Below are 23,755 nucleotides of genomic sequence, written 5' to 3' on the forward strand. Positions count from 1 at the left end.
GTACGCCTTCACGGGGCGGCGGCGCGCCCGTACCGGCCCGCTCAGGCGCCGCTGCGGGCTCGCGCGGGCGCCCAGCGGGCCCTGTGGCGGTGCCGCTCGTCGGGGGCGGCGTCCGTGGCCCGCCCGGACCCCAGCAGCCCGAGGAGGAATCCGGCCGGGATCGTGACCAGGCCCGGGGTCTGGAGCGGGAAGACGTCGAAGTCCCACTCCGGGAAGAGCGCGATGGGTGTGCCCGAGAACGCGGGTGACAGGACCATCAGGATTCCGATCAGCGGAAGGGTCCCGTACACGGTCCACCGCACCCCGCGGGCGTTGAAACCCGGCCGGAACAGGGCGTACAGCAGGACGGGCGGAAGGATCGAGGCCGCCGCCGCGAACGACAGGGAGAGCAGCACCTGGGGGTTGCGGTCGTGGGTGTACGCCGAGAGGAGGACGGCGAGCGCCCCGATCCCGGCGACGGCCAGGCGCGCCCGCCTGATCTCCCTGCTGGAGGCCTTGCCCTCGCCCTGTGCTCCCGACTTCACGGTGAAGTCGCGGGCCAGGGACGATGCGGCGGCCAGGGTGATCCCGGCGACCGCGGCCAGGGTGGTGGCGAACGCGGCGCAGGCCACGAGTGCGAACAGAGGGCTGTCCCGCGGTCCGGCCGCACCGGGGTCCAGCGCGCTGGTCACCATCAGCAGGGCGGTGCCGCCTGCCGGATCGGCGGCGTGCAGCAGGTCCCGGCCCACCAGCGCGGAGGCACCGAGTCCGACGATGACGATGCCCACGCACAGCAGAGCGACGGGGCTCACGGCCCAGATGCCGGCCCGGCGGGCGGTCCAGGCGTCACGGATCGGATGGAGCCGCATCATGATGTGCGGCATGCAGGCGGCGCCGAGCAGGAGGGTGAGCTGGAAGCCGATCAGGTCGAGCCCGCCCGCCAGTCCGTGGCCGAACTGCAGCCCGGGGCGCGCGTAGTCGCCGCCCGCCTTGCTGCCTGCCTGCGCGGCGTCGAAGAGGGCGAACGGGGACCAGTCGAAGCGTGCGAGGACGAGTCCCGCGAGCAGGGTGACCGCGCCCAGGACGACGGCCACCTTGAGGATCTGGATGTAGCCGGTGCCGCGCATGCCGCCGAAGGCGGAATAGCAGACCATCAGCGCGCCGCTGGCCACGGTGCAGCCGGTGAGCGCGCCGTCGGGCAGCCCGAACATGGACGTCATGACGCGCCCGGCGGTGGTGAGCTGTACGAGCAGCAGCGGGGCCAGCACGACGAGGGTGGCCACGCCGAGGGCACGGCGTACGGCACCGTCGCCGAGCCGGTCGGCGAGGAAGTCGCCCAGGGTGAACACACCCCTGCGGCGCAGCCGTTCGGCGAACAGACGCATGACCAGGGCCAGCGAGGCGACCGTCGCCAGGGCGAACAGCAGACCGTCGAAACCGGCGAGCGCGACGGAGCCGGTGGTGGAGAGCAGCGTGGCGGCGGAGACGTAGTCCCCGGCGATGGCCAGTCCGGCTCCGACGGGGCCGAGGGTGGCGCCGCCGGCGTAGAAGTGCTCCGGATCGTCCTGGTCCGCCGCGGCCAGTCCGCACAGCAGCAGGGACACGGCGACGAAGCCGAGGAAGATGACCACGGCCAGGGACCGGGCGTCGATCGCGCCGCTCACCGGATTCGCTCCGCCGGTACGGCTCTGCAAGGGTCAGCTGAAGACATGCGCGCCATGGCACCAGCCGGGGCGCGCGTGGCACAGGGGGCGGGCGCGGGGCGCGGCGCCGGTACAGCCCGCCCGGCACAGGACTGTGCGTCCGCACAGCGCCGTCGGCCGGGAGCCGTCGGCCAGGGGCCCCCGGCGCGCCGGGGGCCCGCCCGCGCCGTGGACGACCGCCCGTGCCCCGGCCGCCCACGGCTGACCGCGCCCTGGCGGGAGTCGGGGTGCTCAGTCCGTCAGAAGCCGCCGCGCCGCCAGGGCCAGGGACACCTCGACCGCGTCCGAGGGCCGCGTCAGGCAGCGCCCCGTCAGCTGCTCGAACCGCCGCAGCCGGTTGAGCACCGTGTTGCGGTGGCAGTAGAGCCTCGCCCCCGCCCGCTGCGCCGAGCCGTCCGAGTCGAGCCACGCGGTCAGCGTCTCGATGAGCACGTCCCGGTCCGCCGGGTCCAGCCGGTCCAGCGGCCCGAGAACCCGGTCGGCGAGTGCCGTCCCGAGGCCGGGCGAGGACACGACGAGCGCGGTGGGCAGGTGCTCGTCGAGCAGGACGGTACCGCCGGACGCCGGGCAGGCCCGCAGCGCCGTCTCGGCGAGGCGCCGCGCGTCACCGACCGAGGCGAGGCCGTCGACCACGGAGCTGATGCCGACCCGGGTTCCCGGAGGCGCCGTCAGGTCGGCCACGAGCGCGGCCAGTTCACCGTCGGAGTCCGAAGCGGGTTCGGGGGCGGGCGCGTTCTCGGTCTCGCCGTCGCTCCGCGGGGCCGCCTCGACCGCCACCGGTAGCGTCCCCAGCGGCAGGATCGCCAGTTCCACGTCCCCCGCCGAGTACCAGAGCGCGGGCGTCCCCTCGGCCAGGGCCAGTGGCGGGCGCCCGGTGCCGTGCGGGGCGCGGCGGGCGCCGGCGACCGCGAGTACCGCGTACCGTCCCTGCACCGGAAGCCCCAGCATCGCCGCGGCGTCCGGCAGGTCCGCGATCCGGGCGGTGCCGTCCAGCAGGGCCGCCGTCATCAGGCGCTGCTGGTTCTCGCGGCGCCAGGAGAGCCGCCGCTCGGCCTGCCGGTACGCCTCCGCCACCACGCCGCAGTGCTCGTCGACGAAGTTCCAGACGTCGGCGGCGACATGGACCAGCAGCCGCGTGTCCTCGGGGTGGCGCCGGGCCGTGTCGTCGACCAGGTCCTGCCAGACCATCGCCCCGCCCATCCGGAAGGCGTGCATGACCGCGTCGAGCGGCACGCCCTGCTCGGCCCGGCTCTCGCCGATCCACCGGGACGTACGGTGGGCGGCCTCCCGGAATTCCCTGGGCTGGATGAGGGAGGCGACATTGTGCCGCAGTGAGTGGTGGACCTCCTGCCAGATCTCGGTGGGCTCGGTCTCCATCGCGGCGCGGTAGGCGGGCTCCTGCTCGCGCAGCGCCTCGACCAGCCGGTCCGTGAGCTCCGGCAGTGCCTCCAGCAGCACCCTGGCCGCCCGGTGAAGCACGGCTACGGCCTCACGGTCGGCCAGGGAGCGGACGCGGTGCGGCAACGGTGCTACGGGGGGCGGTCCGTGCAGCGCCCTGATCCGTGAACGTACGACCTGTGGCATGGCGGCCTCCACCGGGAATCGGCCGGCTGCGGTTGGGCCGGCCCCGGTGTGTGCCCGGCCCGGCATTGGGCGGGCGCACACCGATTGATCCTGACGACCGCAGAATGGCATACCGCCCGGTCGGTACCTAGAGGTCTGCGCGGTTCTTCTCATCACGGTCCTGCAACCTCGCCCCGCCCCCGCGGTCCAGCAGCCGCGCGAGCTCGGTCCGGGACCGGACACCGAGGGCGGCGAAGACGTTGCGGAGATGGTGGTCGACGGTCCGCGGGCTCACCGAAAGCCGCACCGCCACCTCACGGTTGGTGGCGCCCTCAGCGACGCAGCGGGCGATCCGCTGCTGCTGCGGGGTGAGTCCGGCCAGCGGGCCCGGGCCGCTCTGGTCCGGCACGTCGACCGCTTCCCCGGCGGCCCGCAGCTCCCCTCCCGCCCGTTCGGCCCAGACACGGGCGGAGCAGCGTTCGAACGCGACCAGCGCGTCGCGCAGCGGGCCGCGGGCCTCGCGGGTGCGGCGCAGGCGGCGCAGCAGCTGGCCGTGGAGCAGCTGGGTGCGGGCGCGCTCGAAGTCGCCGCCCGCGCGGTCGTGGTGGGCCAGCGCCTCCTCGTACCGGGCCGCGGCCTCTTCGGGCGGCGCCAGCAGGGCGCGGCAGCGGGCCAGCTGGGCGGGGACCTGAGGGTCGGTCGTCCGGGCGGTCCACAGGGCGAACTCCTTGACAGCCACCGCGAGTTCACCGGCACCTTCGTCCGCACGCCCGGAGAGCACCATCGCCTCGATGTAGCACGGGACGGCGAGCATCCGGGTGGCGAAGTGCCCCGTCCCGGGCCCCGGCCTGACCAGCGGACCGAGCCGGGCCGCCGCTTCGCCCGGCCGCCCGGCCGCCAGGTCCGCACGGGCGACCGCCCAGGTGGCGAGCATGGCCGCCTGGGCCAGCCCGTGCGGCCCCGCCCCGGCCAGCGCCGCGTCGGCGTGTGCGGCGCACGCCTCGGCCGGCCCTTCCACCGACGCGGCGAGCGCGAGCACGGAGTGCAGATGAGTGGCGGAGTTCTGCTGCCCGGTACGCCGGGCCGCGTGCAGCCCCTCCAGTGCGTGGGCCCGGGCTCTGGCGTGCTGCCCGGCACGCAGTTCGGCGTACGCGAGCTGCTCCAGGGCGTGCGGCAGCAGGGCCTCGGGGCCCCGGGTGCGTACGACGGCCAGTGCGCGCGCCCCTGCCCGGCAGGCCGCGTCGACCTCACCGAGCACCAGGGCCGAGGCACCCGCCCTCAGGAGCTCGCCCGCGTCCTCGGCGCGGTCGGCGGAGTCCAGGCAGCAGCGCAGGAGGGCGTGGCCCCGGTCGGGGTGCCCGGCGAGCACGGCGCACATCCCGGCGCGGTACTGCGCCATGGACCGGTCGGCCGCAGCGACGGGGATGCGGTTCATGGCGTCCAGATACGCGATGGCGTCCCCCATGTCCCACGCGGCCTCCGCGGCGCCGAACAGGGCGTCCAGGGTGCGGCGCGGGTCGTGCGGGGCGAGCAGCTCCGCCGCGGTCAGGAGCGCCTCGCGGGCGTCGGCGGCCGGTCCGTCCCGCAGCGCGAGCATGCCGCGCACATAGGGCGCGGCGCCTCCGGCGAGATGGGTGCCGACACGGGCCAGCATGGCACGTGCCCGGCCCGTGTCCCCGGCCAGTCGCGCCTGCTCGGCGGCGGCGGTGAACCGTGCGGCGCGCAGCGTGTCGTCGGTGGAGAGCGCGGCGGCGCGGGCCAGCGCGGCCGACCGTTCGCCGTGCGGGCGCGGGGCGGTGGCCGCCTTCTCCAGCTGCGCGGCGAGGGCGGCGTCCGGCCCGGGCGCGGCGCAGGCCCACTGGACGAGTGCGGGCAGCGGCGCCGAACCGGGTCCGCCGAGCAGTCCTGCGAGCAGTTCGTGCACGGCCCGGCGGCGGCCGGGGGGCGCCCGGTGCAGGACCGCTCGGCGCAGCAGCGGGTGGCTGAAGTGCACGCGGCTGCCCGCGCGTTGGAGGGCTCCGGCGGTACCCGCGGGGGCGAAGAGCACCCGGTCGAGGTGGGCGGTGGCCAGTCCGGCCCGGGCGCCGGCACGCAGCAGCAGGGCCGCGTCGGCGCCCGCGCCGTCCGGCTCGTGCTCCTCCGCGGCCGCGGCGAGCAGGAGCAGGGTGTGGGTGTCGGGCGACAGCCCGTCCAGATGCTCGGCGTGGGCGTCGAGGACGCCCTCGCCCCCGGGGAGCGGGTACGGCAGGGCTGTCCGCCCGGCCAGCTGGCCGGGGGTGAGCCGGCCGACCAGGCCGGCCAGCAGCCGTGGGTTACCGGTCGCTTCCCGCAGGAGTTCGCTGCGTACGACGGGGTCGACATCGGCCGTGCCGTCGGTGAGCCGGTCCAGGAGCGCGGTCGCCGCGTCGTCGTCGAGCGGGCCGAGACGCAGTGCGGGCAGTCCGGCGAAGGAGGTCTCGTCGGCCGCGCCGATCACGACCGCGACCCGGCTGCCCGCGCCGAGTCTGCGGGCGGCGAAGCCGAGCGCGGCGCGGGAGTCGGGGTCCCAGACGTGCGCGTCGTCCACGCAGACCAGCAGGGGCTGTTCGGCGCCCAGCCCCCGCAGCAGCCCGAGCAGCCCGTCCGGGGTGATCCCGGAGCGCAGGATGGTGTCGGGCGCGAGGGGCAGCGGGCCGGGTGCGGAACAGAGCAGGGCGTGCAGCCCGCTGTAGGGAAGTCGCTGTTCGGTGGGGGCCGCGGAGGCGTACAGCACGGGGCCGCCGTGCCCTCCGAGGTAGTGGGCGGCGGCCTGCCGCAGCAGGGCGGTACGGCCGAGGCCGGGCGGCGAGGTCAGCACGAGGGCTCCGCCGTCCCCTGCCCGCAGCCGTCCCAACAGGGTTTCCAGGATGGCCAGTTCACCGCTGCGGCCGTACAGCCGGAGGGGACTGTGCACGGTCGTCGATGGGGTCACGCTCTCACGTTACTTCCGCGTAAACAGCGTCGGAAGGCTCGCGTCCGCTCCCAGTTCCCGGTCGGCCAGGAGCGGTGCGGGCTCCCAACGGAACGGCGTACGCGCTGTGCCGGGGCACAGTCCCGGCCCGTTCCGCGGCGGCCGCCCGTAACGTCGGTGCATGACAGATGAATTGCGTACACACGACGGTTTGACCCTGCGTTACTGGTCCTGGTCCCGGGACCCGGACAGCGCCCTTCCCCCGGTGGTGCTGCTGCACGGCTTCGCCGCGCACGCCCGGCTGAACTGGGAGGGCCCCGGCGTCGTCGAGGCGCTCGTCGCACGGGGACGACGGGTGTACGCCCTTGACGCGCGCGGCCACGGGGAGTCGGACCGGCCGCACGACGACACGCACTACGGCGAGTCGCTGATGGCCCGTGATGTACGTCTGCTCATCGACCGTATCGGCGCGGACCAGGTGCATGTCGCGGGCTATTCGATGGGCGCCGTGGTGGCGGTCCTGGCCGCGGCGCAGGACAGGCGGATCAGCCGCCTGGTGGCCGGAGGGATCGGCGCGGGCGCGGTGGAGGTGGGGGGCCTGGACACCCGGGTGATGCCTCCCGAGCTGGTGTCCGCGGCGCTGACGGCCGAGGACGCGGCGGACGCGCCCGAGCGGACCCGGGCCTTCCGGGTACTGGCCGACACCGCGGGCGGCGACCGGCTGGCGCTGGCAGCACAGATACGTGCGGTGCACCGGGACGCGCTGCCGCTGGACCGGATCGTCGTCCCGACGCTGGTTCTCGCCGGCGGGAGCGACCCCCTCGCGACCCGGCCCGAGGTCTTGGCCTCGGCGATCGAGGGGGCGGAGCTGACCGTGCTGCCGGGGGATCATCTGACGGCCGTGCGCGATCCCGGATTCGCCGAGGCCATAGCCGCGTTCCTCTCACGGAGCTGAACGCCGGGGCGCGGGCCCCGCGGCCCGACTCCCCCGAGGAGCGGCGGGTGTGCTCGGGGAGTCGGCTCCGGGCGACGGAAAGGGGCCGGACCGCGGTACGCGCGGCCCGGCCCCGGCTCCCCCGTGGTCAGGAGGTGTGCGGGCAGTTGCCCTTGTACTCGGCGATCGTCAGGCTGGTCGACGGCAGCGGGCAGAGGAACTGCTCGTAGCGGGTGTCATTGTCGACGAAGCGCTTCAGCCACGAGATGCTGTACTTCGCGATCGTCGTGTTCGAGCTGTTCGGAGTGAAGTGGGTGGCTCCTCGCAGCTCCAGGTACGCCTTGTCCAGCGAACTCGGCAGCGAGTTGTAGAACGGCTCCGAATGCGTGGCGACCGGGGCCACCGTGTCGCCGTCCGCACCGACGACCAGCGTCGGGGTCTTCACCTCGGGCCAGGTCTTGTCCGTGTTCCAGCCGGTCAGCGGGATCGCCGCCTGCAACGACGGACGGTCCTTCGCGGCCTCCAGCGTGCCGCCACCGCCCATGGAGTGACCCATCACACCGAGCCGGGACGAGTCGATCCGGCTGCGCACCGAACTGTCGTCGGTCAGGTAGTCCAGCGCGGCCAGCAACTGGTCACCACGACTGGCCGGCTGGTCCGAAGTCGTGTTGGTGTCGATGGTGAAGACGACGAAGCCCTGCGAGGCCAGGCGCGGCCCCAGCCAGGCGATGCTCGACTGGTAGGCGGTGAAGCCGGGCGAGATCACGACCGCGCCGAACGTTCCGTCCGAGGTGGACGTCGGGTAGTAGATCGTCCCGCCGCCGAACCCACTGACACTCAGTGAGGAGACAGTCGTCTGGGACGTGGCGTACGAGCCTCGGCTCGCCTCGATACTGGCGTTGCTCGGTGCCGGACCGCGCTCGTACGGATTGTCGGCGGCCTGGGCGCCCGGCATCAGCGCCGTGACCAGACCGGCGGTGGCGGCCGCGGCGGCGACTGCGAGCTTGACGGTGCGGGAGCGGCTCTTGGACATCCGGTGGCGGCGCGGGGAGATGTCGCCGGAGGGGAGGTGCTGCTGCACGAGGGGGGATCCTCTCGGTTGTGGCGAACCACACCGCGGCAGCCGGCGGCCCCGTCGTCCGGGGGCCTTCGGGGGAGCACCGCGTGGTGGCGCCGTCATGTGCTGACGGCGCCACTCTGGCGGCGCGCTCTCCGTGCGGACATCGGCGAGATCGCCGGTCTTCGCGCCCGGCTCTCTCCCTGACCGGGGTCAGCGAACGGGGTGTCCGGCCTCGCGCAGAGCGCCCTTCACCTCGGAGATCCGCAGGTCACCGAAGTGGAAGACGGACGCGGCGAGGACCGCGTCGGCGCCCGCGCCGACGGCCGGCGCGAAGTCCTCCAGCCGTCCGGCACCGCCGGAGGCGATCACGGGGACGGTGACATGGGCCCGTACGGCCTCGATCATCTCGGTGTCGTAGCCGTCCTTCGTGCCGTCGGCGTCCATCGAGTTGAGCAGGATCTCGCCGGCGCCGAGCTCGGCCGCCCGGTGCGCCCACTCGACGGCGTCGATGCCGGTGCCCCTGCGTCCGCCGTGGGTCGTCACCTCGAAGGTGCCCTCGGGGGTGCGCCGCGCGTCGACGGAGAGCACGAGCACCTGGCGCCCGAAGCGTTCCGCGATCTCGCGGATCAGCTCGGGGCGGGCGATGGCCGCGGTGTTGACCCCGACCTTGTCGGCCCCGGCCCGCAGCAGCTTGTCGACGTCGTCGGGGGTGCGGACCCCGCCGCCGACGGTGAGCGGGATGAAGACCTGCTCGGCGGTGCGGCGCACCACGTCGTACGTCGTCTCGCGGTCACCGCTGGAGGCGGTGATGTCGAGGAACGTCAGCTCGTCGGCACCCTCGGCGTCGTACAGCTTCGCCATCTCGACGGGGTCGCCCGCGTCGCGCAGGTTCTGGAAGTTGACGCCCTTGACGACGCGGCCCTTGTCGACGTCCAGGCACGGGATGACCCGTACGGCGAGAGTCATCGCTCACCTGCCCGGTATGCCTCGACCTCGACCTCGACGACCAGGGAGGGGTCGACGAAGCCGGACACGATGATCATGGAAGCGGCGGGGCGGACGTCGTCGAAGAGTTCCTTGTGCGCGCGGCCCACCTCGTCGACGTCCCGGGCGTGCGTGATGTACATCCGGGTGCGGACGACGTCCTCACGGCCGAGCCCGACCTGCTTCAGGGCGTCGAAGGCGACCTGGAAGGAGGCGACGGCCTGGTCGTACGGACTGCCCGCCAGGATCTGGCCGTCGACCACCGACGTGCAGCCGGAGACCAGGACGAGGCCGCTCGGGAGCTCCACCGCGCGGGAGTAGCCGAACTTCTCCTCCCAGGGAGCGCCCGAGGAGACGCGGCGCACGGAGTCCGTCATGCGGCGACCGCCTTGAGGGCCTCCTCGAGGGTGAACGCCTTCGCGTACAGCGCCTTGCCGACGATGGCTCCCTCGACGCCTTCCGGGACGAGCAGGGAGATCGCGCGCAGGTCGGCGAGCGAGGAGACGCCGCCGGAGGCGACGACGGGCTTGTCGGTGGCGGCGCAGACGTCCCGCAGGAGCGCCAGGTTGGGGCCCTGCAGCGTGCCGTCCTTGGCGATGTCGGTCACGACGTAGCGGGCGCAGCCCTCGGAGTCGAGGCGGGCCAGCGTCTCGTAGAGGTCGCCGCCGTCGCGGGTCCAGCCGCGGCCGCGCAGCGTCGTACCCCGGACGTCGAGACCGACGGCGATCTTGTCGCCGTGCTCGGCGATGACCTTGGCGACCCACTCGGGGCTCTCCAGGGCGGCGGTGCCGAGGTTGACCCGGCGGCAGCCGGTGGCGAGGGCGGCGGCGAGCGACGCGTCGTCGCGGATGCCGCCGGAGAGCTCGACCTTGATGTCCATGGCGCCGGCCACCTCGGCGATCAGCGCACGGTTGTCGCCGGTGCCGAAGGCGGCGTCCAGGTCTACGAGGTGCAGCCACTCGGCGCCGGAGCTCTGCCAGGCGAGAGCCGCCTCGAGCGGGGAGCCGTAGGAGGTCTCGGAGCCGGATTCGCCGTGCACGAGGCGGACGGCCTGTCCGTCGCGTACGTCTACGGCGGGGAGCAGTTCAAGCTTCGGCATTACAGCGTCTCGATCCAGTTGGTCAGCAGCTGGGCGCCGGCATCGCCGGACTTCTCGGGGTGGAACTGGGTGGCCCACAGTGCGCCGTTCTCGACGGCGGCCACGAAGCGCTCTCCGTGCGTGGCCCAAGTGACCTTGGGTGCGCGGATCTTGTCGTTGGTCACTTCGAGGGACCAGTCGTGCGCCGCGTAGGAGTGCACGAAGTAGTAGCGGGCCTCGGCGTCCAGGCCCGCGAAGAGCTGGGATCCCTCGGGGGATTCGACGGTGTTCCAGCCCATGTGCGGCACGACGTCGGCCTTCAGCGGTCCGACGGTGCCGGGCCACTCGTCGAGGCCCTCCGTCTCGACGCCGTGCTCGATGCCGCGCTCGAACAGGATCTGCATACCGACGCAGATGCCCATGACGGGACGGCCGCCGGACAGCCTGCGGCCGATGATCCATTCACCGCGCGCCTGCTTCAGACCCGCCATGCAGGCCGAGAAGGCGCCGACGCCGGGGACGAGCAGCCCGTCGGCGTTCATCGCGGTGTCGAAGTCGCGGGTGATCTCCACGTCTCCGCCGACGTGGGCGAGGGCCCGCTCGGCGGAACGCACGTTGCCGAAGCCGTAGTCGAAGACGACGACCTTCTTCTTGTCGCTCACAGTGCTACCTCAGTCCCAGAGTCCCTGGATCCGCATGATGCCCGCTACCAGGCACATCACGGAGCCGATCCCGAGGAGCACGACGACGCCCTTGGGCATGCCCTGCTTCCAGAAGGAGTAGACCCCGCCGGCCAGGAAGAGGCCGACGAGGATCAGAACGGTGTTGAGGCCGGTCACAGGGCGCCCTTCGTGGACGGAAGGATGCCGGCTGCGCGCGGGTCGTGCTCGCTGGCGTACCGCAGGGCGCGGGCCAGTGCCTTGAACTGGCACTCCACGATGTGGTGGGCGTTGCGGCCGTACGGGACGTGGACGTGCAGCGCGATCTGCGCCTGGGCGACGAAGGACTCCAGGATGTGACGGGTCATCGTCGTGTCGTACTCGCCGATCATCGGCGCCATCTTCTCCGGCTCGGTGTGCACCAGGTAGGGGCGGCCGGAGAGGTCGACGGTGACCTGGGCGAGCGACTCGTCCAGCGGGACGGTGCAGTTGCCGAAGCGGTAGATGCCGACCTTGTCGCCGAGCGCCTGCTTGAAGGCGGCGCCGAGCGCGAGGGCGGTGTCCTCGATGGTGTGGTGCGAGTCGATGTGCAGGTCGCCCTCGGTCTTGACCGTGAGGTCGAAGAGCCCGTGACGGCCGAGCTGGTCGAGCATGTGGTCGTAGAAGCCGACCCCGGTCGCGACATCGACCTTGCCGGTGCCGTCGAGGTTGATCTCGACGAGCACGGAGGTTTCCTTGGTGGTCCGCTCCACCCTGCCTACGCGGCTCATGCGTCGTGCTCCTTCTTCAGTTCGCGCACCGCATCGAGGAACGCGTCGTTCTCTGCCGGGGTTCCCGCGGAGACCCGCAGCCACCCCGGTACGCCGTTGTCCCGGACCAGGACGCCCCGGTCGAGGATCTGCTGCCAGGCGATGTGGCTGTCGGCGAAGCGGCCGAACTGGACGAAGTTGGCGTCCGAGTCGGTGACGGCGAAGCCGAGCTCCCGCAGTCCGTCGACCAGCCGGTCGCGCTCGCTCTTGAGCTGCGCGACGTACCCGAGCAGCGTATCGGTGTGCTCCAGGGCGGCGAGCGCGGTGGCCTGCGTGACGGAGGACAGGTGGTACGGCAGGCGCACCAGCTGGACCGCGTCGACGACGGCCGGGGCCGCCGCGAGGTAGCCGAGACGCAGGCCCGCGGCGCCGAACGCCTTGGACATGGTGCGCGAGAGCACCAGGTGGGGCCGGCCCTCGATCAGTGGGAGCAGCGAGGGGTGGTGGCTGAATTCGCCGTACGCCTCGTCCACGACGACCATCGAGGGCCGGGCGGCCTGGGCGGCGTCGTACAGCGCGAGGACGGTCTCGGCGTCCACGGCGGTGCCGGTGGGGTTGTTGGGCGAGGTGATGAAGACGACCTCGGGCCGGTGCTCGGCGATGGCCTTCTTCGCGGCCTCGACGTCGATGGTGAAGTCCTCGTTGCGCGGTCCGGAGATCCAGCCGGTTCCGGTGCCACGTGCGATGAGGGCGTGCATCGAGTACGAGGGCTCGAAGCCGATCGCGGTGCGCCCGGGGCCGCCGAAGGTCTGCATCAGCTGCTGGAGGACCTCGTTGGAGCCGTTGGCCGCCCAGACGTTGGCGGCGGCGACCTCGTGTCCCGCGGTGCGGGTGAGGTAGCGGGCGAGCTCGGTGCGGAGCTCCACGGCGTCGCGGTCGGGGTAGCGGTTGAGGTCGCGTGCGGCCTCGCGGACCCGCTCGGCGATGCGGTCGACGAGCGCGTCGGGCAGCGGGTACGGATTCTCGTTGGTGTTCAGCCGGACCGGTACGTCGAGCTGGGGCGCCCCGTACGGGGACTGGCCGCGCAGTTCGTCGCGGATCGGCAGGTCGTCCCAGGGATTGCGCGTGGTGCTGTCGTTGCTCACTGCTGCGGAACCTTCCACCCGAACCTGGCCTTGAGTGCGGCGCCGTGGGCGGGGAGGTCCTCCGCCTCGGCCAGGGTCACCACGTGGTGGGTGACCTCGGCGAGCGCGTCGCGGGTGTAGTCGACGATGTGGATGCCACGCAGGAAGGACTGCACGGACAGGCCCGAGGAGTGGCAGGCGCAGCCGCCGGTGGGCAGGACGTGGTTGGAGCCTGCGCAGTAGTCGCCGAGGGAGACGGGCGACCAGGGGCCGACGAAGATCGCGCCGGCGTTGCGTACCCGGTCGGCGACGGCGGCGGCGTTCTCCGTCTGGATCTCCAGGTGCTCGGCGGCGTACGCGTCGACGACCTTGAGGCCGTCCTCCAGGTCGTTGACCAGGACGATCGCGGACTGGCGGCCGGCCAGCGCGGGCTCGATCCGGTCCGTGACGTGCTTGGTCGCGGCTACCTGGGGCCGCAGCTCGGCCTCGGTGGCGGCGGCGAGCTCCTCGGAGTCGGTGACGAGGACGGCCGCGGCCATCGGGTCGTGCTCGGCCTGGCTGATCAGGTCGGCGGCGACGTGCACCGGGTCGGCACTCGCGTCGGCGAGGATCGCGATCTCGGTGGGACCGGCCTCGGCGTCGATGCCGATGCGGCCCTTGAGGAGACGCTTGGCGGCGGCGACGTAGATGTTGCCGGGGCCGGTGACGAGGTTGACGGGCAGGCAGTCCTCGGTGCCGTACGCGAACATCGCGATGGCCTGGGAGCCGCCGGCGGCGTACACCTCGTCCACGCCGAGCAGGGCGCAGGCGGCGAGGATCGTGGGGTGCGGGAGGCCGCCGAACTCCTTCTGGGGCGGGGACGCGACGGCGATGCCCTCGACACCCGCCTCCTGGGCCGGGACCACGTTCATCACGACGGAGGACGGGTAGACCGAGCGTCCGCCCGGGACGTACAGCCCGACGCGCTCGACGGGCACCCACTTCTCGGTGACCGTGCCGCCGGGGACGACCTGGGTGGTGTGCGTGGTGCGGCGCTGCTCACGGTGGACGAGGCGGGCGCGGCGGATGGACTCCTCGAGCGCCGCCCGCACGGCGGGATCGAGACGCTCCAGCGCCCCGGTGATCGCGTCGGCGGGGACCCGGATCGAGTCGAGGCGCACGCCGTCGAATTTCTCTCCCCACTCGATCACTGCCGCGGAGCCACGATGGCGTACGTCCTCGCAGATGGGCCGCACCGTCTCCAGGGCGGCTTCCACGTCGAACTCGGCACGGGGCAGCAGGTCGCGCAGGTCGCCGCCCTCGGGGAGGGCGGTGCCGCGCAGATCGATTCGAGAGATCACACCGCAATTCTCTCAGACCGGTTCCGGCGTCCGGTCGCCCGTATCACTGGCTGATACATGTCCCGGCTGTCACAGCTGACCATTAGCGTTCACGTGGTCACACAGAGGGAAGAACGACTGCACGAAGCGCGGGGCGTTCCGCGCGGGCGGAGGTGGTGAGGCAGTGACCGAACCGCAGGACGGCGAGATCCCCGACGGGCTCAGCGCCGCGGAGCTGGGCATGTGGCAGTCCTTCCGGAACGGCACCACCTACGATCTGCGCTCGCACGACCCGGTGCGCGACGATCCGTTCGCCCCGCACAGCTGGGGGCCGGAGCGGAGCGTCGGCGCCCGGACGGTGGCACGGCTGCTGCTCAGCGGGCCGGCGGCGCGGCCGGGACGGGTGGCCGCGCTGAAGCTCCGGGGCGTCCGCATCACGGGGAAACTGGATCTGGCGGGCGGGCGCGTCTCGCCCTACGTGGAGCTGACGGGCTGCCGCTTCGAGCAGGAGGTGGTGCTGCCCGAGTGCCATTTCACGACGTTGCGGATGGTGGGCTGCGCGGTGCCGAGGCTGGACGCGGCCCGGCTGCACACGGAGGGCGATCTGCATCTGCCGCGCTGCCGGGTCGAGCGCGGTATCCGGCTGACCGACGCCCAGATCGGCACGGACCTGCTGATCAACCAGATCCGTATCGGCCCCGACCGCCGGGGCCGCGCCTTCGTGGGCGACGGGATGTCGGTGGCGCAGGATCTGCAGGCCGAGATGATCGAGACGCGCGGCGAGCTGAGCCTGCGCGGGGCGAAGGTCGGCGGTTCGCTGAGCCTGCGCGGCAGCCGGCTGCGCGCCACGGACGGGCGGCGGGCCCTGAACGCCCCGCAGCTGAGCGTGGAGCGCACGCTGTACATGACGGAGGCCTGGGTGAGCATCGACACGGGGAACCAGGGCACCACTCCCCCGTTCGGTGTCGCGCGTGGCGGCGGTCCTGCGCGCGGAACACGCGCGCAGGTCTTCGAGTGCCGGGGCGCGGTGAGGCTCGACGACGGGCGGTTCGGGGACGCGGTGGACCTGCACAAGGCCCGGTTCGTGCTCGCCGACCGTGAGGAGCTGTCGCTGCGCCGGATCGTCAGCCCCGAGCTGCGGTTCAACGCGGAGCGCCCGCGGGAGGGCCGCGTCGTCCTGAACGGCGCGAAGGTCGTGACGCTGATCGACGTGTCGACCAGCTGGCCGGGCCCGGGCGGCCTGGCCATGGGCGGCTTCGTGTACGAGAACCTCGTCCCGTACGGCCATTTCCCGCTGTCCCGGCGCCTGGAGTGGGTGCTGGCCGCGACCCCGGAGTACGTCCCGGAGCCGTACGAGCGCCTCGCGGCGGTGCTCCGCAGCTGCGGGGAGGACGCGGACGCCCGTGAGGTGCTGCTGGCCAAGCAGCGGCGCCGGCGCGAGACGCTACCGCCCGCGGGAAGGATCTGGGGCTACCTGCAGGACTGGACGGTGGCGTACGGCTACCGGCCCGGGCGTGCCCTGGTCTGGATGGCGGTGCTGTGGGCGGCGGGCGCGGTGGCCTTCTCGCAGTACCACCCGGAGTCGATCAAGGGGAGCGAGCATCCGCAGTGGAATCCCGCGCTGTACGCGCTGGATCTGCTGGTGCCGGTGATCGATCTCGGGCAGGACGGCTACTGGCTGCTGGAGGGGGGCTGGCAGTGGACGGCGGCGGCTCTCGTACTGCTGGGGTGGATATTGGCCACGACGGTGGCGGCGGGCGCGTCCCGGCTGCTGCGGCGCGGCTGACCGGGAGGACGGCGTCCCGTCCTCCCGGATCCCTGTCGGCGCGGTGGTCGAAAGGCCGGTCGAAGTCCGGCAGGGCAGACGGATATCGGCAACGGAAGGTCGGAATCGAGCCAGCCACGGACGCTTCCTTTGCGCTTTCTTGACCTCGCTCAGGGCAACCCTTCCACTCGCTACAGAAGCTTCACAGAGCCCCTCTGGCGCCGCCCCCACCAGGGCTTTTCAATGGTCTGCACCATGGCTTTCCTCCGTGCACTGCTGAGCTCCGCGCGCACGTTCCGGCACGGCCCCGGGCTGTCCGCCGGGCTGTCGGCGGACGACGCGGTGATGCTCGACGCCCCCGACGAGCGGCTCTCCCCCGCGTTGGTGGCGGCGGCCCTTGGTGATTTCGAACCTGCGGCCAAACTCCTCGCCACCACCCGGGACGCCACCGACTGGGAGACCCGCGACCGCACCCTGGCCCGGCTGGTCGCCTTCGCGCGCAGCCGCGACGGCTGGCTCACCGGCTGGCTGGCCGCCGCCCCGCGCGACCCGGACGCGCTGCTCGTCAAGGCCGCGCTGGCGGTGCGCCGCGCGTGGGAGTCCCCCGCCCACGCCGAGCTGCTGCGCGAGGTGGGCCCGCTGATCACGGCGGCGGCCGAGGCCGACCCCCGTGACCCGGTGCCGTGGCGGCTCGCGCTCGACCACGCCCGGGGCACGCATGCCCCGCACACGGTCTTCGAGTCGCTGTGGGAGCAGGCGGTGCGCCGCTGCCCGCACCACTACGGCAGCCATGTCGCCGCGCTCCGGTACCTCTCGGCCGAGTGGTACGGCTCGCACCGCGAGTGCTTCGACTTCGCCGAGCGGGCGGCCGAGGACGCCGCCGGGGACTCCCTGGTGCAGGCGCTCCCCGTACGGGCGGCATTCGCCCTGCTGCGGGACGAGAAGGCCACCGCGCGGGCGAACTCCGTGCAGGTCGACCGGGTCGACGCCGCAGCCGACCTCGCGATCAGGCTCTCGGCCGGATTCCCCGCCGGTGACCCCTGGCCGGCGGAGGTGCGCAACCTCCTCGCCTACGTCCTGGTCGCACGGGGCCGCGCGGCCGAGGCGCTGGAGCAGTTCAGGCTGATCGGGCCGTACGCGACCTCGTTCCCGTGGGCGTCCGTGACCGGGGAGGCACTCGGGGGATTCCTCGACGCGCGGGCGGATGTCCGGCTCCGGGTGGCCTCTTCCACGCCTCTGTGCGGGAGGCCGGAACACGGCGGGCGCCGCGGCCATTAGGCTTGGCCGCTGTGACCACCGCTCGCCTGCCTCTCTTCCCGCTGAACGCGGTGCTGTTCCCCGGCCTCGTGCTGCCCCTCAACGTCTTCGAGGAGCGTTATCGCGCCATGATGCGCGGGCTGCTCGAGATCGACGAGGACGAACCGCGCCGCTTCGTGGTGGTCGCGATCCGCGACGGCCGCGAGACCGCCCCGACGGCCACCGGGATGCCGGACACCGTCGCCTACGCACCTCCCGCGGAGCGGGCCCCGGGCGACGGCTTCGGGCCCGATCCCATCCAGACCTTCCACCGGGTCGGCTGCGTCGCGGACGCGGCGAAGATCCGTGAGCGCGCCGACGGCAGCTACGAGGTCCTGGCGACCGGCACCACCCGGGTCCGGCTGCTCTCGGTCGACGCGAGCGGCCCGTTCCTGACGGCCGAGGTCGAGGAACTGCCCGAGGATCCGGGAGCCGCCGAGGGTGAGGAATCGTCCACGGACGAGGCGGGCGCCCTCGCGGAGGGGGTCCTGCGTGCCTTCCGCAGCTACCAGAAGCGGCTGGCCGGAGCGAGCGAGCGTTCCCTGACGACCGGCGCGGACCTGCCGGACGACCCGTCCGTCGTCTCGTATCTGGTGGCCGCCGCCGCGGTGCTCGACGTCCCGTCGAAGCAGCGGCTGCTCCAGGCCCCGGACACCGCGACCCGGTTGCGTGAGGAGCTGGCGCTCCTGCGCAAGGAGACCGCCGTCATCCGGCACCTGCCGTCGCTGCCGGCGATCGACCTGACCCGCGACCCCACGCACCCCAACTGATCCGAGGACCGGCCCGGTGGCGAAGAAGTCCAGGAAGCAGCAGCCCGGCGGGACACCGGCCACGGTCGCTCTGACCGCGGCCGGTACCGCGTTCACGGTCCACTCGTACGACCACGACCCCTCGTCCCCGTCCTACGGCGAGGAGGCGGCCGAGGCCCTCGGGGTCGCGGCCGACCGGGTGTTCAAGACCCTGGTCGCCGACGTCGACGGTGAACTGGTCGTCGCCGTCGTCCCCGTCGCGGGATCACTGGACCTGAAGGCTCTGGCATCGGCGGTGGGCGGCAAGCGGGCGGCCATGGCGGACCCGACCGCGGCGGAGCGCACCACGGGCTACGTGAGGGGCGGCATCTCTCCCCTGGGCCAGCGCAGACGCCTGCGCACGGTGCTGGACGCGTCGGCCGGGTCGCATCCCACGATCTGCGTCTCGGCGGGCCGCCGGGGCCTGGAGGTCGAGCTCTCCCCCTCGGACCTGGCCACCCTGACGGAAGCGTCCCTGGCCCCGATCGGCCGGCAGTAGCGGGAAGCGTCCGCGTGGCACGGCCGGCGTGGGGGACGTGCGGAATGCGGACCCCGGGCGCGGCCGTTACCACACAGGTGAACGACTTTTGTCCCGCTGTGCGTGCCGGACCGGGTGACCGCGCCACCGTCCGCGAGCGGCTGGAGGCAGAGCGCCGCGACACGGAAGCCCGTGTCGCGGCTCTGCACAGCGATTTCGACGGAATCGTCGAGGCGAACGCACTGGTGGCGGTCGACGACGAGCACGACCCGGAGGGAGCGAGCACCGCCTTCGAGCGGGCCCATGTCGCCTCGCTGCTGGCTCAGGCGCGGAACCACCTGGATGAGGTGGACCGGGCGCTGGAGCGGCTGGAGCGGGGCGACTACGGCCGCTGCGAGCGGTGCCGTGAGCCGATCCCACCGGGCCGTCTGGAGGTACGTCCGGCAGCGACGACCTGTGTGCGGTGCGCCGCGGGCACAACCCGCTGACCCTGGCCGCGCCGGTCCGGGGAAGCCTCTACCGCCGGCGTGCGGTCAGTGCTTGAAGGTGTCCTTCGACTTCTCCTTGGTGTCCCGGCCCTTGCCCCGGGCCTCCAGGGCCGCTCCCTTGGCCGCGGTGGTGTCGTCGCCGACCGCGTGGGCCACCTTGCGTACGGCCTTCCCGACGATCTGCTCGGTCTTGGCCTTGGTCTTCTCTCCGGCGCTCATGTCGGTCCTTTCGTAGGTGCTCACCCACTCGCCTGCCCCTGACCCCGGGACGGAAACGGCCCTGGGGAAATCGGCACGGGCCGTAAGCGGGAGAAGTACCCGACGACGCCGGAGGACGGCCGGCTCCGGGACTGGGCTACGGCCGCCCCGGGCCCGGCCCGTCCGACGGCCGGCCGCCCTCGGCTCCCGGCTCGTCGGCGATACCGGCCGGCCCGAACGCGCTCCCGGTCCCCGGTTCGGCGTGCGGTGCCCCGTACGGGACCTCCCACTCCGGCTCGGGATCACGCGGCCCGAACAGAGCCGTCAGCCCCAGGTGGACGATCATCGCCGCGATGGGCCAGGCGAGCATCGCCGCCCCCACCGCGTGCAGCTTCAGCGGCGCGTCGAAGGTGACCCCCTTGCCGACCTCCTTGGCGTGGGCCACCACATCGGACGTCGGCCCGAACCAGGTGCCGATTCCCCACGCCAGCAGGGAGGCGAGCAGCCCGCCCAGGGCGAGGCCCACCACCAGGGGGATGCCACCGCGCCGGCGGAAGAGGAAGACGGCGACCGCCGAGACGAGACCGAAGGCGAGTGCCAGCAGCACGAACGTGCCGTCGGCCCCGATGGCCTCCTCGCCCTCGCTGTTCTTGAGGAACACGGCGGTGTCGTCGGAGACGAGCGGTACCCGTGGCGCCAGCCACAGCCAGAGCAGCCCGAGGCCGACACCCGCGACCGTCAGGACCGCGGCGATCACCGCGCTCTGCCGGAGCTCCGCCCGCCGCTCCTCCGCGCCCGGATTCCCACCGGGCAGGACATGCGACCCGGACGGCGGGGCCTGCCACGGGTCGTTCGGCTGGGGCTGGTGCGGCGGCGTCAACGGTGCGGTCACGGTGCCATCGTGCCAGGCCGCCACGATCACCGCCTCACCGGACCGCCGCACGCCGGTAGGCCCACGTGGCCACGGCCAGCGAGAGCACGCCGACCACCGCGCACACCGCGAGGTCGAGGGCGACGACCGCCCAGTCGGGATGGGCGTCGAAGGAATGGGACAGCGCCTCGACGCCGTAGGTCGAGGGAAGCAGGTCGCGCGCCCACCCGATGGGCCCGGGCAGCCGCTCGGCCGGCAGCACGCCCAGGAGCAGCGCGGCCGACATGCCGAGCTGCCCGAGCAGCGTCGCGAGCTCCTGCCTCGGCGCCAGCAGCCCCAGCGCGGCGCCCAGTCCGGAGAGCGCGGCCCCGGAGAGCGGGATGACCGCGACGAGCACCCACAGATGCGTCATCGGAAGACCGAACAGCGCACTGCCCGCCACCGCGGTGACGATCGTGCCGGGCACGGTGAACGAGGCGTACGCCCCCGCCGCACCCAGCACCACCGCGGCGGGCGGCACCGGCAGGGTCGCGTAGTGGTCGAGCCCGCCGCCGGCCCGGAGCTGGCCGAAGTACTGGGCGAGCAGATTGAGCGCGACGAAGGCCACGACCAGCACGCTGGACCCGGCGACGACGGACCGTGCCTCCGAGCCGCCGTCGACGACCCCGCGCATCAGCACCATGATCCCGACCGACTGGAAGGTCGCGACGAACAGCAGCGGGATGCGCGCGACCCTCGCCCGCGACAACTGCGCCCGGTACACGGCGGCCAGTGACGGCAGCAGCCTGGCCCGCGGTGCCAGCGCCGCGGGGGCGGTGCGGGCGGGCCGGCCGTTCCGTACGCCGGAGGTCCGCACCTTCGGCGTCACCTTCGCGGAATCCGTGGGAACGATGCTCGTCACCTGGCAGTGCTCCCGTTCGACTCCGACACGAATCCCGACACGTTCACCGTCCTGATCACGCCTTCACCAGCCCCTCGGCCCTGGCAGCGTCCCCGCCGAGCGCCAGATAGACGTCCTCGAGGCTGGGCGTGGCCAGCGTGAAGTCGTCGAGCGAGGAGAAAGCCGCCCCGCCGGTCACCGCGGCAACCGCTGCCCGCGCCTCGTCGGGTCCGAGCCGCAGCACCCACCTGCGCCCGGACTCCTGCGCGGACTCGCGGAGCGCGGCCACCTCCGGGACGTCCAGCGGCGCGCGCTCGCGCCACACCAGCTCGACCCGGACCTCACCGGCCACCCGTTCCTTGAGCCCGGCCGGGGTGTCGCAGGCGATGACCTTGCCGCGTTCCATGACGGCCACCCGGTCCAGGACCGTCTCGGCCTCGATGACGTTGTGGGTCACGAGCAGCACCGTCGCCCCGTGCTCGGCCCGCCGCCGGTCGACGGCGGACCAGACGGAGCGCCGGGCGACGGGGTCCATACCGGTCGTCGGCTCGTCCAGCACCAGCACGGGGCGCTCACCGACCAGCGTCGCGGCGAAACAGGCGAGCCGCCGCTGTCCGCCCGACAGCTTCTTGAGCGGGCGCCCGGCGAGCTCCGTGATTCCGAGCTCCTCCAGTACGTCGTCACGCGCGGCGCGCGCCACCCGGAGCGGCAGGCCCCTGAGGCGCCCGGTGGTCTCCGCGGCGAGCGACACGGTCAGCTCGTCGAGGGCGGTGGACTCCTGGCCGAGGTAGCCGACGAGCCGCGAGGCCCGCTCGGGATGGCGCACGAGGTCGTGTCCCAGCACCTCGACGCTCCCGGAATCCGGGCGCATCAGTCCGGTGAGCTGACGTACGAGTGTGGACTTGCCCGCACCGTTGGGACCGAGAAGTCCGAAGATCTCGCCGCGCCGGACATCGAGGGATACCCCGTCGGTGGCGCGCACCTCGGGAGTGGCTGCTCGGCCGCGTCGGCCGCGGACGGCGGGGTAGGTCTTGACCAGATCACGCACCGCGCACACGGACTGTTCCTGTGCCGTGCCCATGGCCTGCGCTGCGCCCGTAGCCTGTGCTGTGCCCGTACTCACGAGGTATGAGACTACGGGGTCGGATGCCCCGTATTGCGTCCGGGGCCGGGCAGTGCCGACCCGCTCACTCCCCCGCGGGGACGTGCTCGGCGGCGGCCCGTACGTCGATCTCGCGCCAGAACCCCGCCCGGATGGCATAGCGGTCGTGCTCGTCGATCTGGTCGTCCTTGTGCGCGAGGAGCCCGAAGCGGGCCGCGTACCTCAGGAGTTCGCCGTCGATGCGGTGCGGGATGCGGGGGTACATGGTGGACAGCTTCTGCAGGTGGACCGTCTCCGGCAGCCGCTCCATCCAGCGCCGGGCGAAGACCTGGCCGACCTCGAAGGGGTCACCTCCTACGGTGGTGATGTCCTCCTCCCGGTCCGCCCAGCGCTGTTCCGCACTGGTGAGCTGGGCCAGGGTCGGCAGGGACGCGGTCTCGGCCGGCTCGCCGAGCGGCCCTCCGCGCTCCACCCAGCCCTTGTCGGAGGACCAGCGCAGGGTCGCGTTGGCGACGGGCTGCGGTACGGGGTGCTGCGCGGCCTGTGCGCCCGGCGCGCGCAGGCTCGCCAGGTCCTTGGGGGTGGGCACGCCCTTGTGGCCGGGCGCCGGCTGCGGGTGGGGGGCGGCCTCGTCGGCCGGTGCGCCGGTGCCGCCGTTGCGGGCCGCGGCGGCCTGGGCCTCCGACGCCCGCTCGGCGGAGGCCGCGAGTGCGGCCTCGGGCAGCGGCGCGGAGAGGATCGCGGCGATCTCGGGGCGCGGGACCGGCGGGGGCGCGCAGACCCCGCCCGTCTCCTTGGCCCGTACGGCCTTGGTGATCCAGGCCCGGTCGAGCACCCGTCGCTCGTCGGCCTCGGCGACCAGGTCCTCGGACTGGTTGTAGTCGCCGTCGGCCGCCTGCACGGCCCAGAGGTGGACGGCGACGCCGTGCTCCTTGGCGGACATGAGACCGGGCAGCAGATCGCCGTCACCGGTCACGAGCACCACATCGGAGCAGGCCCGGTTCCTGGCCAGCTCGGTCAGCTCGGCGTGCATGGCCGCGTCGACGCCCTTCTGCGCCCACCGTCCGTCACTGCGGGTGAGGGCGCCCAGCCGAACGGTCACCCGGGGCATGACCCGCAGCCTGCGGTGCTCGGGCTGCGGTACGCGGTCGGGGGCGCCGTCGAACCAGTAGATGCGCAGCAGCGGCTGTTCCGTATCGGCCTCGGCGCGCTCGCGCAGGCCCTGGATCAGGGCGGCGTGGTCGACGGTGATGCGGGAACGGGCGGGCTCTCCTGCCAGCAGGCTCGCGGCTGCGCCCAGCAAGTAGCCGGCGTCCACCAGGACGACGCAACGGTCCACGCGTTCCACCCTCTTCCAGTTCGGGAGCGGATCAGCGGGCCCGGACATGGGGGGTGGGTCCGCCGACCCGGGGTTCGCTTACTCAGGGTTTCCTTCGAGTCTGCCCGACGGCACGGGCGTTAAGGTCCGGAACTCGATCATCGGCGTGGCGGATCCGAAAACGGCGCATGATACCCCGCCTACTACACTCGGTAATGATCCAACATGCGGCCTTTGCGGTGCTATGTGAATCTGACAGCGGTTCTGGACCCCAGATCTCCCACAGGAGGAATCACGATGGCGAAGAACAAGAACCGCAAGCAGGGCAGCCAGCACGACCGCGCGTCCGCCGCCGAGCGTGGCGCGGAGGAGGCCAAGTCGACGGCGTACGAGTCGCAGACCCAGCCGCAGTCGCAGGCTCAGGGCAGCCCGTCCGACGTTGCCCGCAAGCACCAGAAGCGCTTCGGCCACAACTGACGGCTCGCGTAGC

The 23,755-nt window shown here is 73.1% G+C and carries 24 protein-coding genes; 7 read left to right on the plus strand and 17 right to left on the minus strand.

The annotated features are described in order from the left end of the window. Positions 1 to 41: 41 nt before the first annotated feature. From ACFWFI_RS22495 to ACFWFI_RS22505, 3 genes are all read right to left on the minus strand, one after another. Positions 42 to 1,643, minus strand: a complete 1,602-nt coding sequence (locus ACFWFI_RS22495) for a sodium/solute symporter (RefSeq protein ID WP_387393085.1) — start codon at positions 1,641 to 1,643, stop codon at positions 42 to 44. A gap of 270 nt (positions 1,644 to 1,913) precedes the next feature. After that, positions 1,914 to 3,266, minus strand: coding sequence for a PucR family transcriptional regulator (locus ACFWFI_RS22500; protein ID WP_387393088.1), 1,353 nt, complete (start codon positions 3,264 to 3,266; stop codon positions 1,914 to 1,916). A 127-nt stretch (positions 3,267 to 3,393) separates the two neighbouring features. After that, the gene (locus tag ACFWFI_RS22505; RefSeq protein WP_387393091.1) at positions 3,394 to 6,195 is read right to left on the minus strand and encodes a helix-turn-helix transcriptional regulator; all 2,802 of its coding nucleotides are present in this window, start codon (positions 6,193 to 6,195) and stop codon (positions 3,394 to 3,396) included. Between the two features lie 160 nt (positions 6,196 to 6,355). Between ACFWFI_RS22505 and ACFWFI_RS22510 the strand changes: the two genes are divergently transcribed. Further along, a complete protein-coding gene (locus tag ACFWFI_RS22510) occupies positions 6,356 to 7,129 on the plus strand; it encodes an alpha/beta fold hydrolase (RefSeq protein WP_387393094.1) in 774 nt (257 codons plus the stop codon). Positions 7,130 to 7,256: 127 nt separating this feature from the next. On the opposite strand, the gene ACFWFI_RS22515 is transcribed toward ACFWFI_RS22510, so the two are convergent. From ACFWFI_RS22515 to hisD, 9 genes are all read right to left on the minus strand, one after another. After that, complete coding sequence (locus tag ACFWFI_RS22515; protein WP_387393097.1) at positions 7,257 to 8,189, minus strand: bis(hydroxyethyl) terephthalate hydrolase; 933 nt, start codon at positions 8,187 to 8,189, stop codon at positions 7,257 to 7,259. 189 nt (positions 8,190 to 8,378) lie between these two features. Continuing rightward, positions 8,379 to 9,134, minus strand: coding sequence for an imidazole glycerol phosphate synthase subunit HisF (gene hisF, locus ACFWFI_RS22520; RefSeq protein WP_387393100.1), 756 nt, complete (start codon positions 9,132 to 9,134; stop codon positions 8,379 to 8,381). After that, entirely contained in the window at positions 9,131 to 9,529 is a 399-nt protein-coding gene (locus ACFWFI_RS22525; RefSeq protein ID WP_387393102.1) for a RidA family protein, read from the minus strand. Before ACFWFI_RS22525 ends, hisF begins: the two co-directional genes overlap by 4 nt. Then, positions 9,526 to 10,251, minus strand: a complete 726-nt coding sequence (priA, locus tag ACFWFI_RS22530; protein ID WP_387393105.1) for a bifunctional 1-(5-phosphoribosyl)-5-((5-phosphoribosylamino)methylideneamino)imidazole-4-carboxamide isomerase/phosphoribosylanthranilate isomerase PriA — start codon at positions 10,249 to 10,251, stop codon at positions 9,526 to 9,528. Before priA ends, ACFWFI_RS22525 begins: the two co-directional genes overlap by 4 nt. Beyond that, positions 10,251 to 10,892, minus strand: coding sequence for an imidazole glycerol phosphate synthase subunit HisH (gene hisH / locus ACFWFI_RS22535; protein WP_387393108.1), 642 nt, complete (start codon positions 10,890 to 10,892; stop codon positions 10,251 to 10,253). Before hisH ends, priA begins: the two co-directional genes overlap by 1 nt. A 9-nt stretch (positions 10,893 to 10,901) precedes the next feature. Continuing rightward, positions 10,902 to 11,069 (minus strand): hypothetical protein, encoded by a 168-nt coding sequence (locus ACFWFI_RS22540; RefSeq protein ID WP_187282376.1) that lies wholly within the window; start codon positions 11,067 to 11,069, stop codon positions 10,902 to 10,904. Beyond that, complete coding sequence (hisB, locus tag ACFWFI_RS22545) at positions 11,066 to 11,659, minus strand: imidazoleglycerol-phosphate dehydratase HisB (RefSeq protein WP_031098999.1); 594 nt, start codon at positions 11,657 to 11,659, stop codon at positions 11,066 to 11,068. The genes ACFWFI_RS22540 and hisB overlap by 4 nt, the downstream gene beginning before the upstream one ends. Beyond that, a complete protein-coding gene (locus ACFWFI_RS22550) occupies positions 11,656 to 12,783 on the minus strand; it encodes a histidinol-phosphate transaminase (RefSeq protein ID WP_387393111.1) in 1,128 nt (375 codons plus the stop codon). Before ACFWFI_RS22550 ends, hisB begins: the two co-directional genes overlap by 4 nt. Beyond that, positions 12,780 to 14,102, minus strand: a complete 1,323-nt coding sequence (gene hisD / locus ACFWFI_RS22555; RefSeq protein WP_387393114.1) for a histidinol dehydrogenase — start codon at positions 14,100 to 14,102, stop codon at positions 12,780 to 12,782. The genes ACFWFI_RS22550 and hisD overlap by 4 nt, the downstream gene beginning before the upstream one ends. Positions 14,103 to 14,265: 163 nt before the next feature. Here hisD and ACFWFI_RS22560 point away from each other — a divergent pair, with 163 nt between their 5' ends. From ACFWFI_RS22560 to ACFWFI_RS22580, 5 genes are all read left to right on the plus strand, one after another. Next, positions 14,266 to 15,867 carry an oxidoreductase gene (locus tag ACFWFI_RS22560; RefSeq protein ID WP_387393116.1) on the plus strand — a complete coding sequence of 534 codons (1,602 nt, stop codon included), beginning with the start codon at positions 14,266 to 14,268 and terminating at the stop codon, positions 15,865 to 15,867. A gap of 222 nt (positions 15,868 to 16,089) precedes the next feature. Continuing rightward, a complete protein-coding gene (locus ACFWFI_RS22565; RefSeq protein WP_387393119.1) occupies positions 16,090 to 17,124 on the plus strand; it encodes a hypothetical protein in 1,035 nt (344 codons plus the stop codon). Between the two features lie 11 nt (positions 17,125 to 17,135). Continuing rightward, complete coding sequence (locus ACFWFI_RS22570) at positions 17,136 to 17,912, plus strand: LON peptidase substrate-binding domain-containing protein (protein ID WP_387393121.1); 777 nt, start codon at positions 17,136 to 17,138, stop codon at positions 17,910 to 17,912. Between the two features lie 16 nt (positions 17,913 to 17,928). Next, the gene (gene ybaK, locus ACFWFI_RS22575; RefSeq protein ID WP_387393123.1) at positions 17,929 to 18,429 is read left to right on the plus strand and encodes a Cys-tRNA(Pro) deacylase; all 501 of its coding nucleotides are present in this window, start codon (positions 17,929 to 17,931) and stop codon (positions 18,427 to 18,429) included. A 98-nt stretch (positions 18,430 to 18,527) separates the two neighbouring features. Beyond that, positions 18,528 to 18,896 carry a TraR/DksA family transcriptional regulator gene (locus ACFWFI_RS22580; protein ID WP_387393126.1) on the plus strand — a complete coding sequence of 123 codons (369 nt, stop codon included), beginning with the start codon at positions 18,528 to 18,530 and terminating at the stop codon, positions 18,894 to 18,896. A gap of 45 nt (positions 18,897 to 18,941) precedes the next feature. On the opposite strand, the gene ACFWFI_RS22585 is transcribed toward ACFWFI_RS22580, so the two are convergent. The 5 genes from ACFWFI_RS22585 to ACFWFI_RS22605 all read right to left on the minus strand — a co-directional run bounded on the left by ACFWFI_RS22585 (position 18,942) and on the right by ACFWFI_RS22605 (position 23,295). Continuing rightward, positions 18,942 to 19,115, minus strand: a complete 174-nt coding sequence (locus tag ACFWFI_RS22585) for a hypothetical protein (protein ID WP_387393129.1) — start codon at positions 19,113 to 19,115, stop codon at positions 18,942 to 18,944. A gap of 136 nt (positions 19,116 to 19,251) precedes the next feature. Next, positions 19,252 to 20,016, minus strand: a complete 765-nt coding sequence (locus ACFWFI_RS22590; protein ID WP_387393132.1) for an ABC transporter permease — start codon at positions 20,014 to 20,016, stop codon at positions 19,252 to 19,254. Positions 20,017 to 20,020: 4 nt separating this feature from the next. Continuing rightward, positions 20,021 to 20,866 carry an ABC transporter permease gene (locus ACFWFI_RS22595; protein ID WP_387393135.1) on the minus strand — a complete coding sequence of 282 codons (846 nt, stop codon included), beginning with the start codon at positions 20,864 to 20,866 and terminating at the stop codon, positions 20,021 to 20,023. A 55-nt stretch (positions 20,867 to 20,921) separates the two neighbouring features. Beyond that, positions 20,922 to 21,926 carry an ABC transporter ATP-binding protein gene (locus tag ACFWFI_RS22600; RefSeq protein WP_387393138.1) on the minus strand — a complete coding sequence of 335 codons (1,005 nt, stop codon included), beginning with the start codon at positions 21,924 to 21,926 and terminating at the stop codon, positions 20,922 to 20,924. A 106-nt stretch (positions 21,927 to 22,032) separates the two neighbouring features. After that, positions 22,033 to 23,295: an NYN domain-containing protein gene (locus ACFWFI_RS22605; RefSeq protein ID WP_387393140.1), complete on the minus strand. Its 1,263-nt coding sequence runs from the start codon at positions 23,293 to 23,295 to the stop codon at positions 22,033 to 22,035. A gap of 267 nt (positions 23,296 to 23,562) precedes the next feature. Here ACFWFI_RS22605 and ACFWFI_RS22610 point away from each other — a divergent pair, with 267 nt between their 5' ends. After that, positions 23,563 to 23,742, plus strand: coding sequence for a hypothetical protein (locus tag ACFWFI_RS22610; RefSeq protein ID WP_103760328.1), 180 nt, complete (start codon positions 23,563 to 23,565; stop codon positions 23,740 to 23,742). Positions 23,743 to 23,755: the final 13 nt, after the last annotated feature.

This window comes from Streptomyces sp. NPDC060209, assembly GCF_042728155.1.
Taxonomy (GTDB): Bacteria; Actinomycetota; Actinomycetes; order Streptomycetales; family Streptomycetaceae; genus Streptomyces.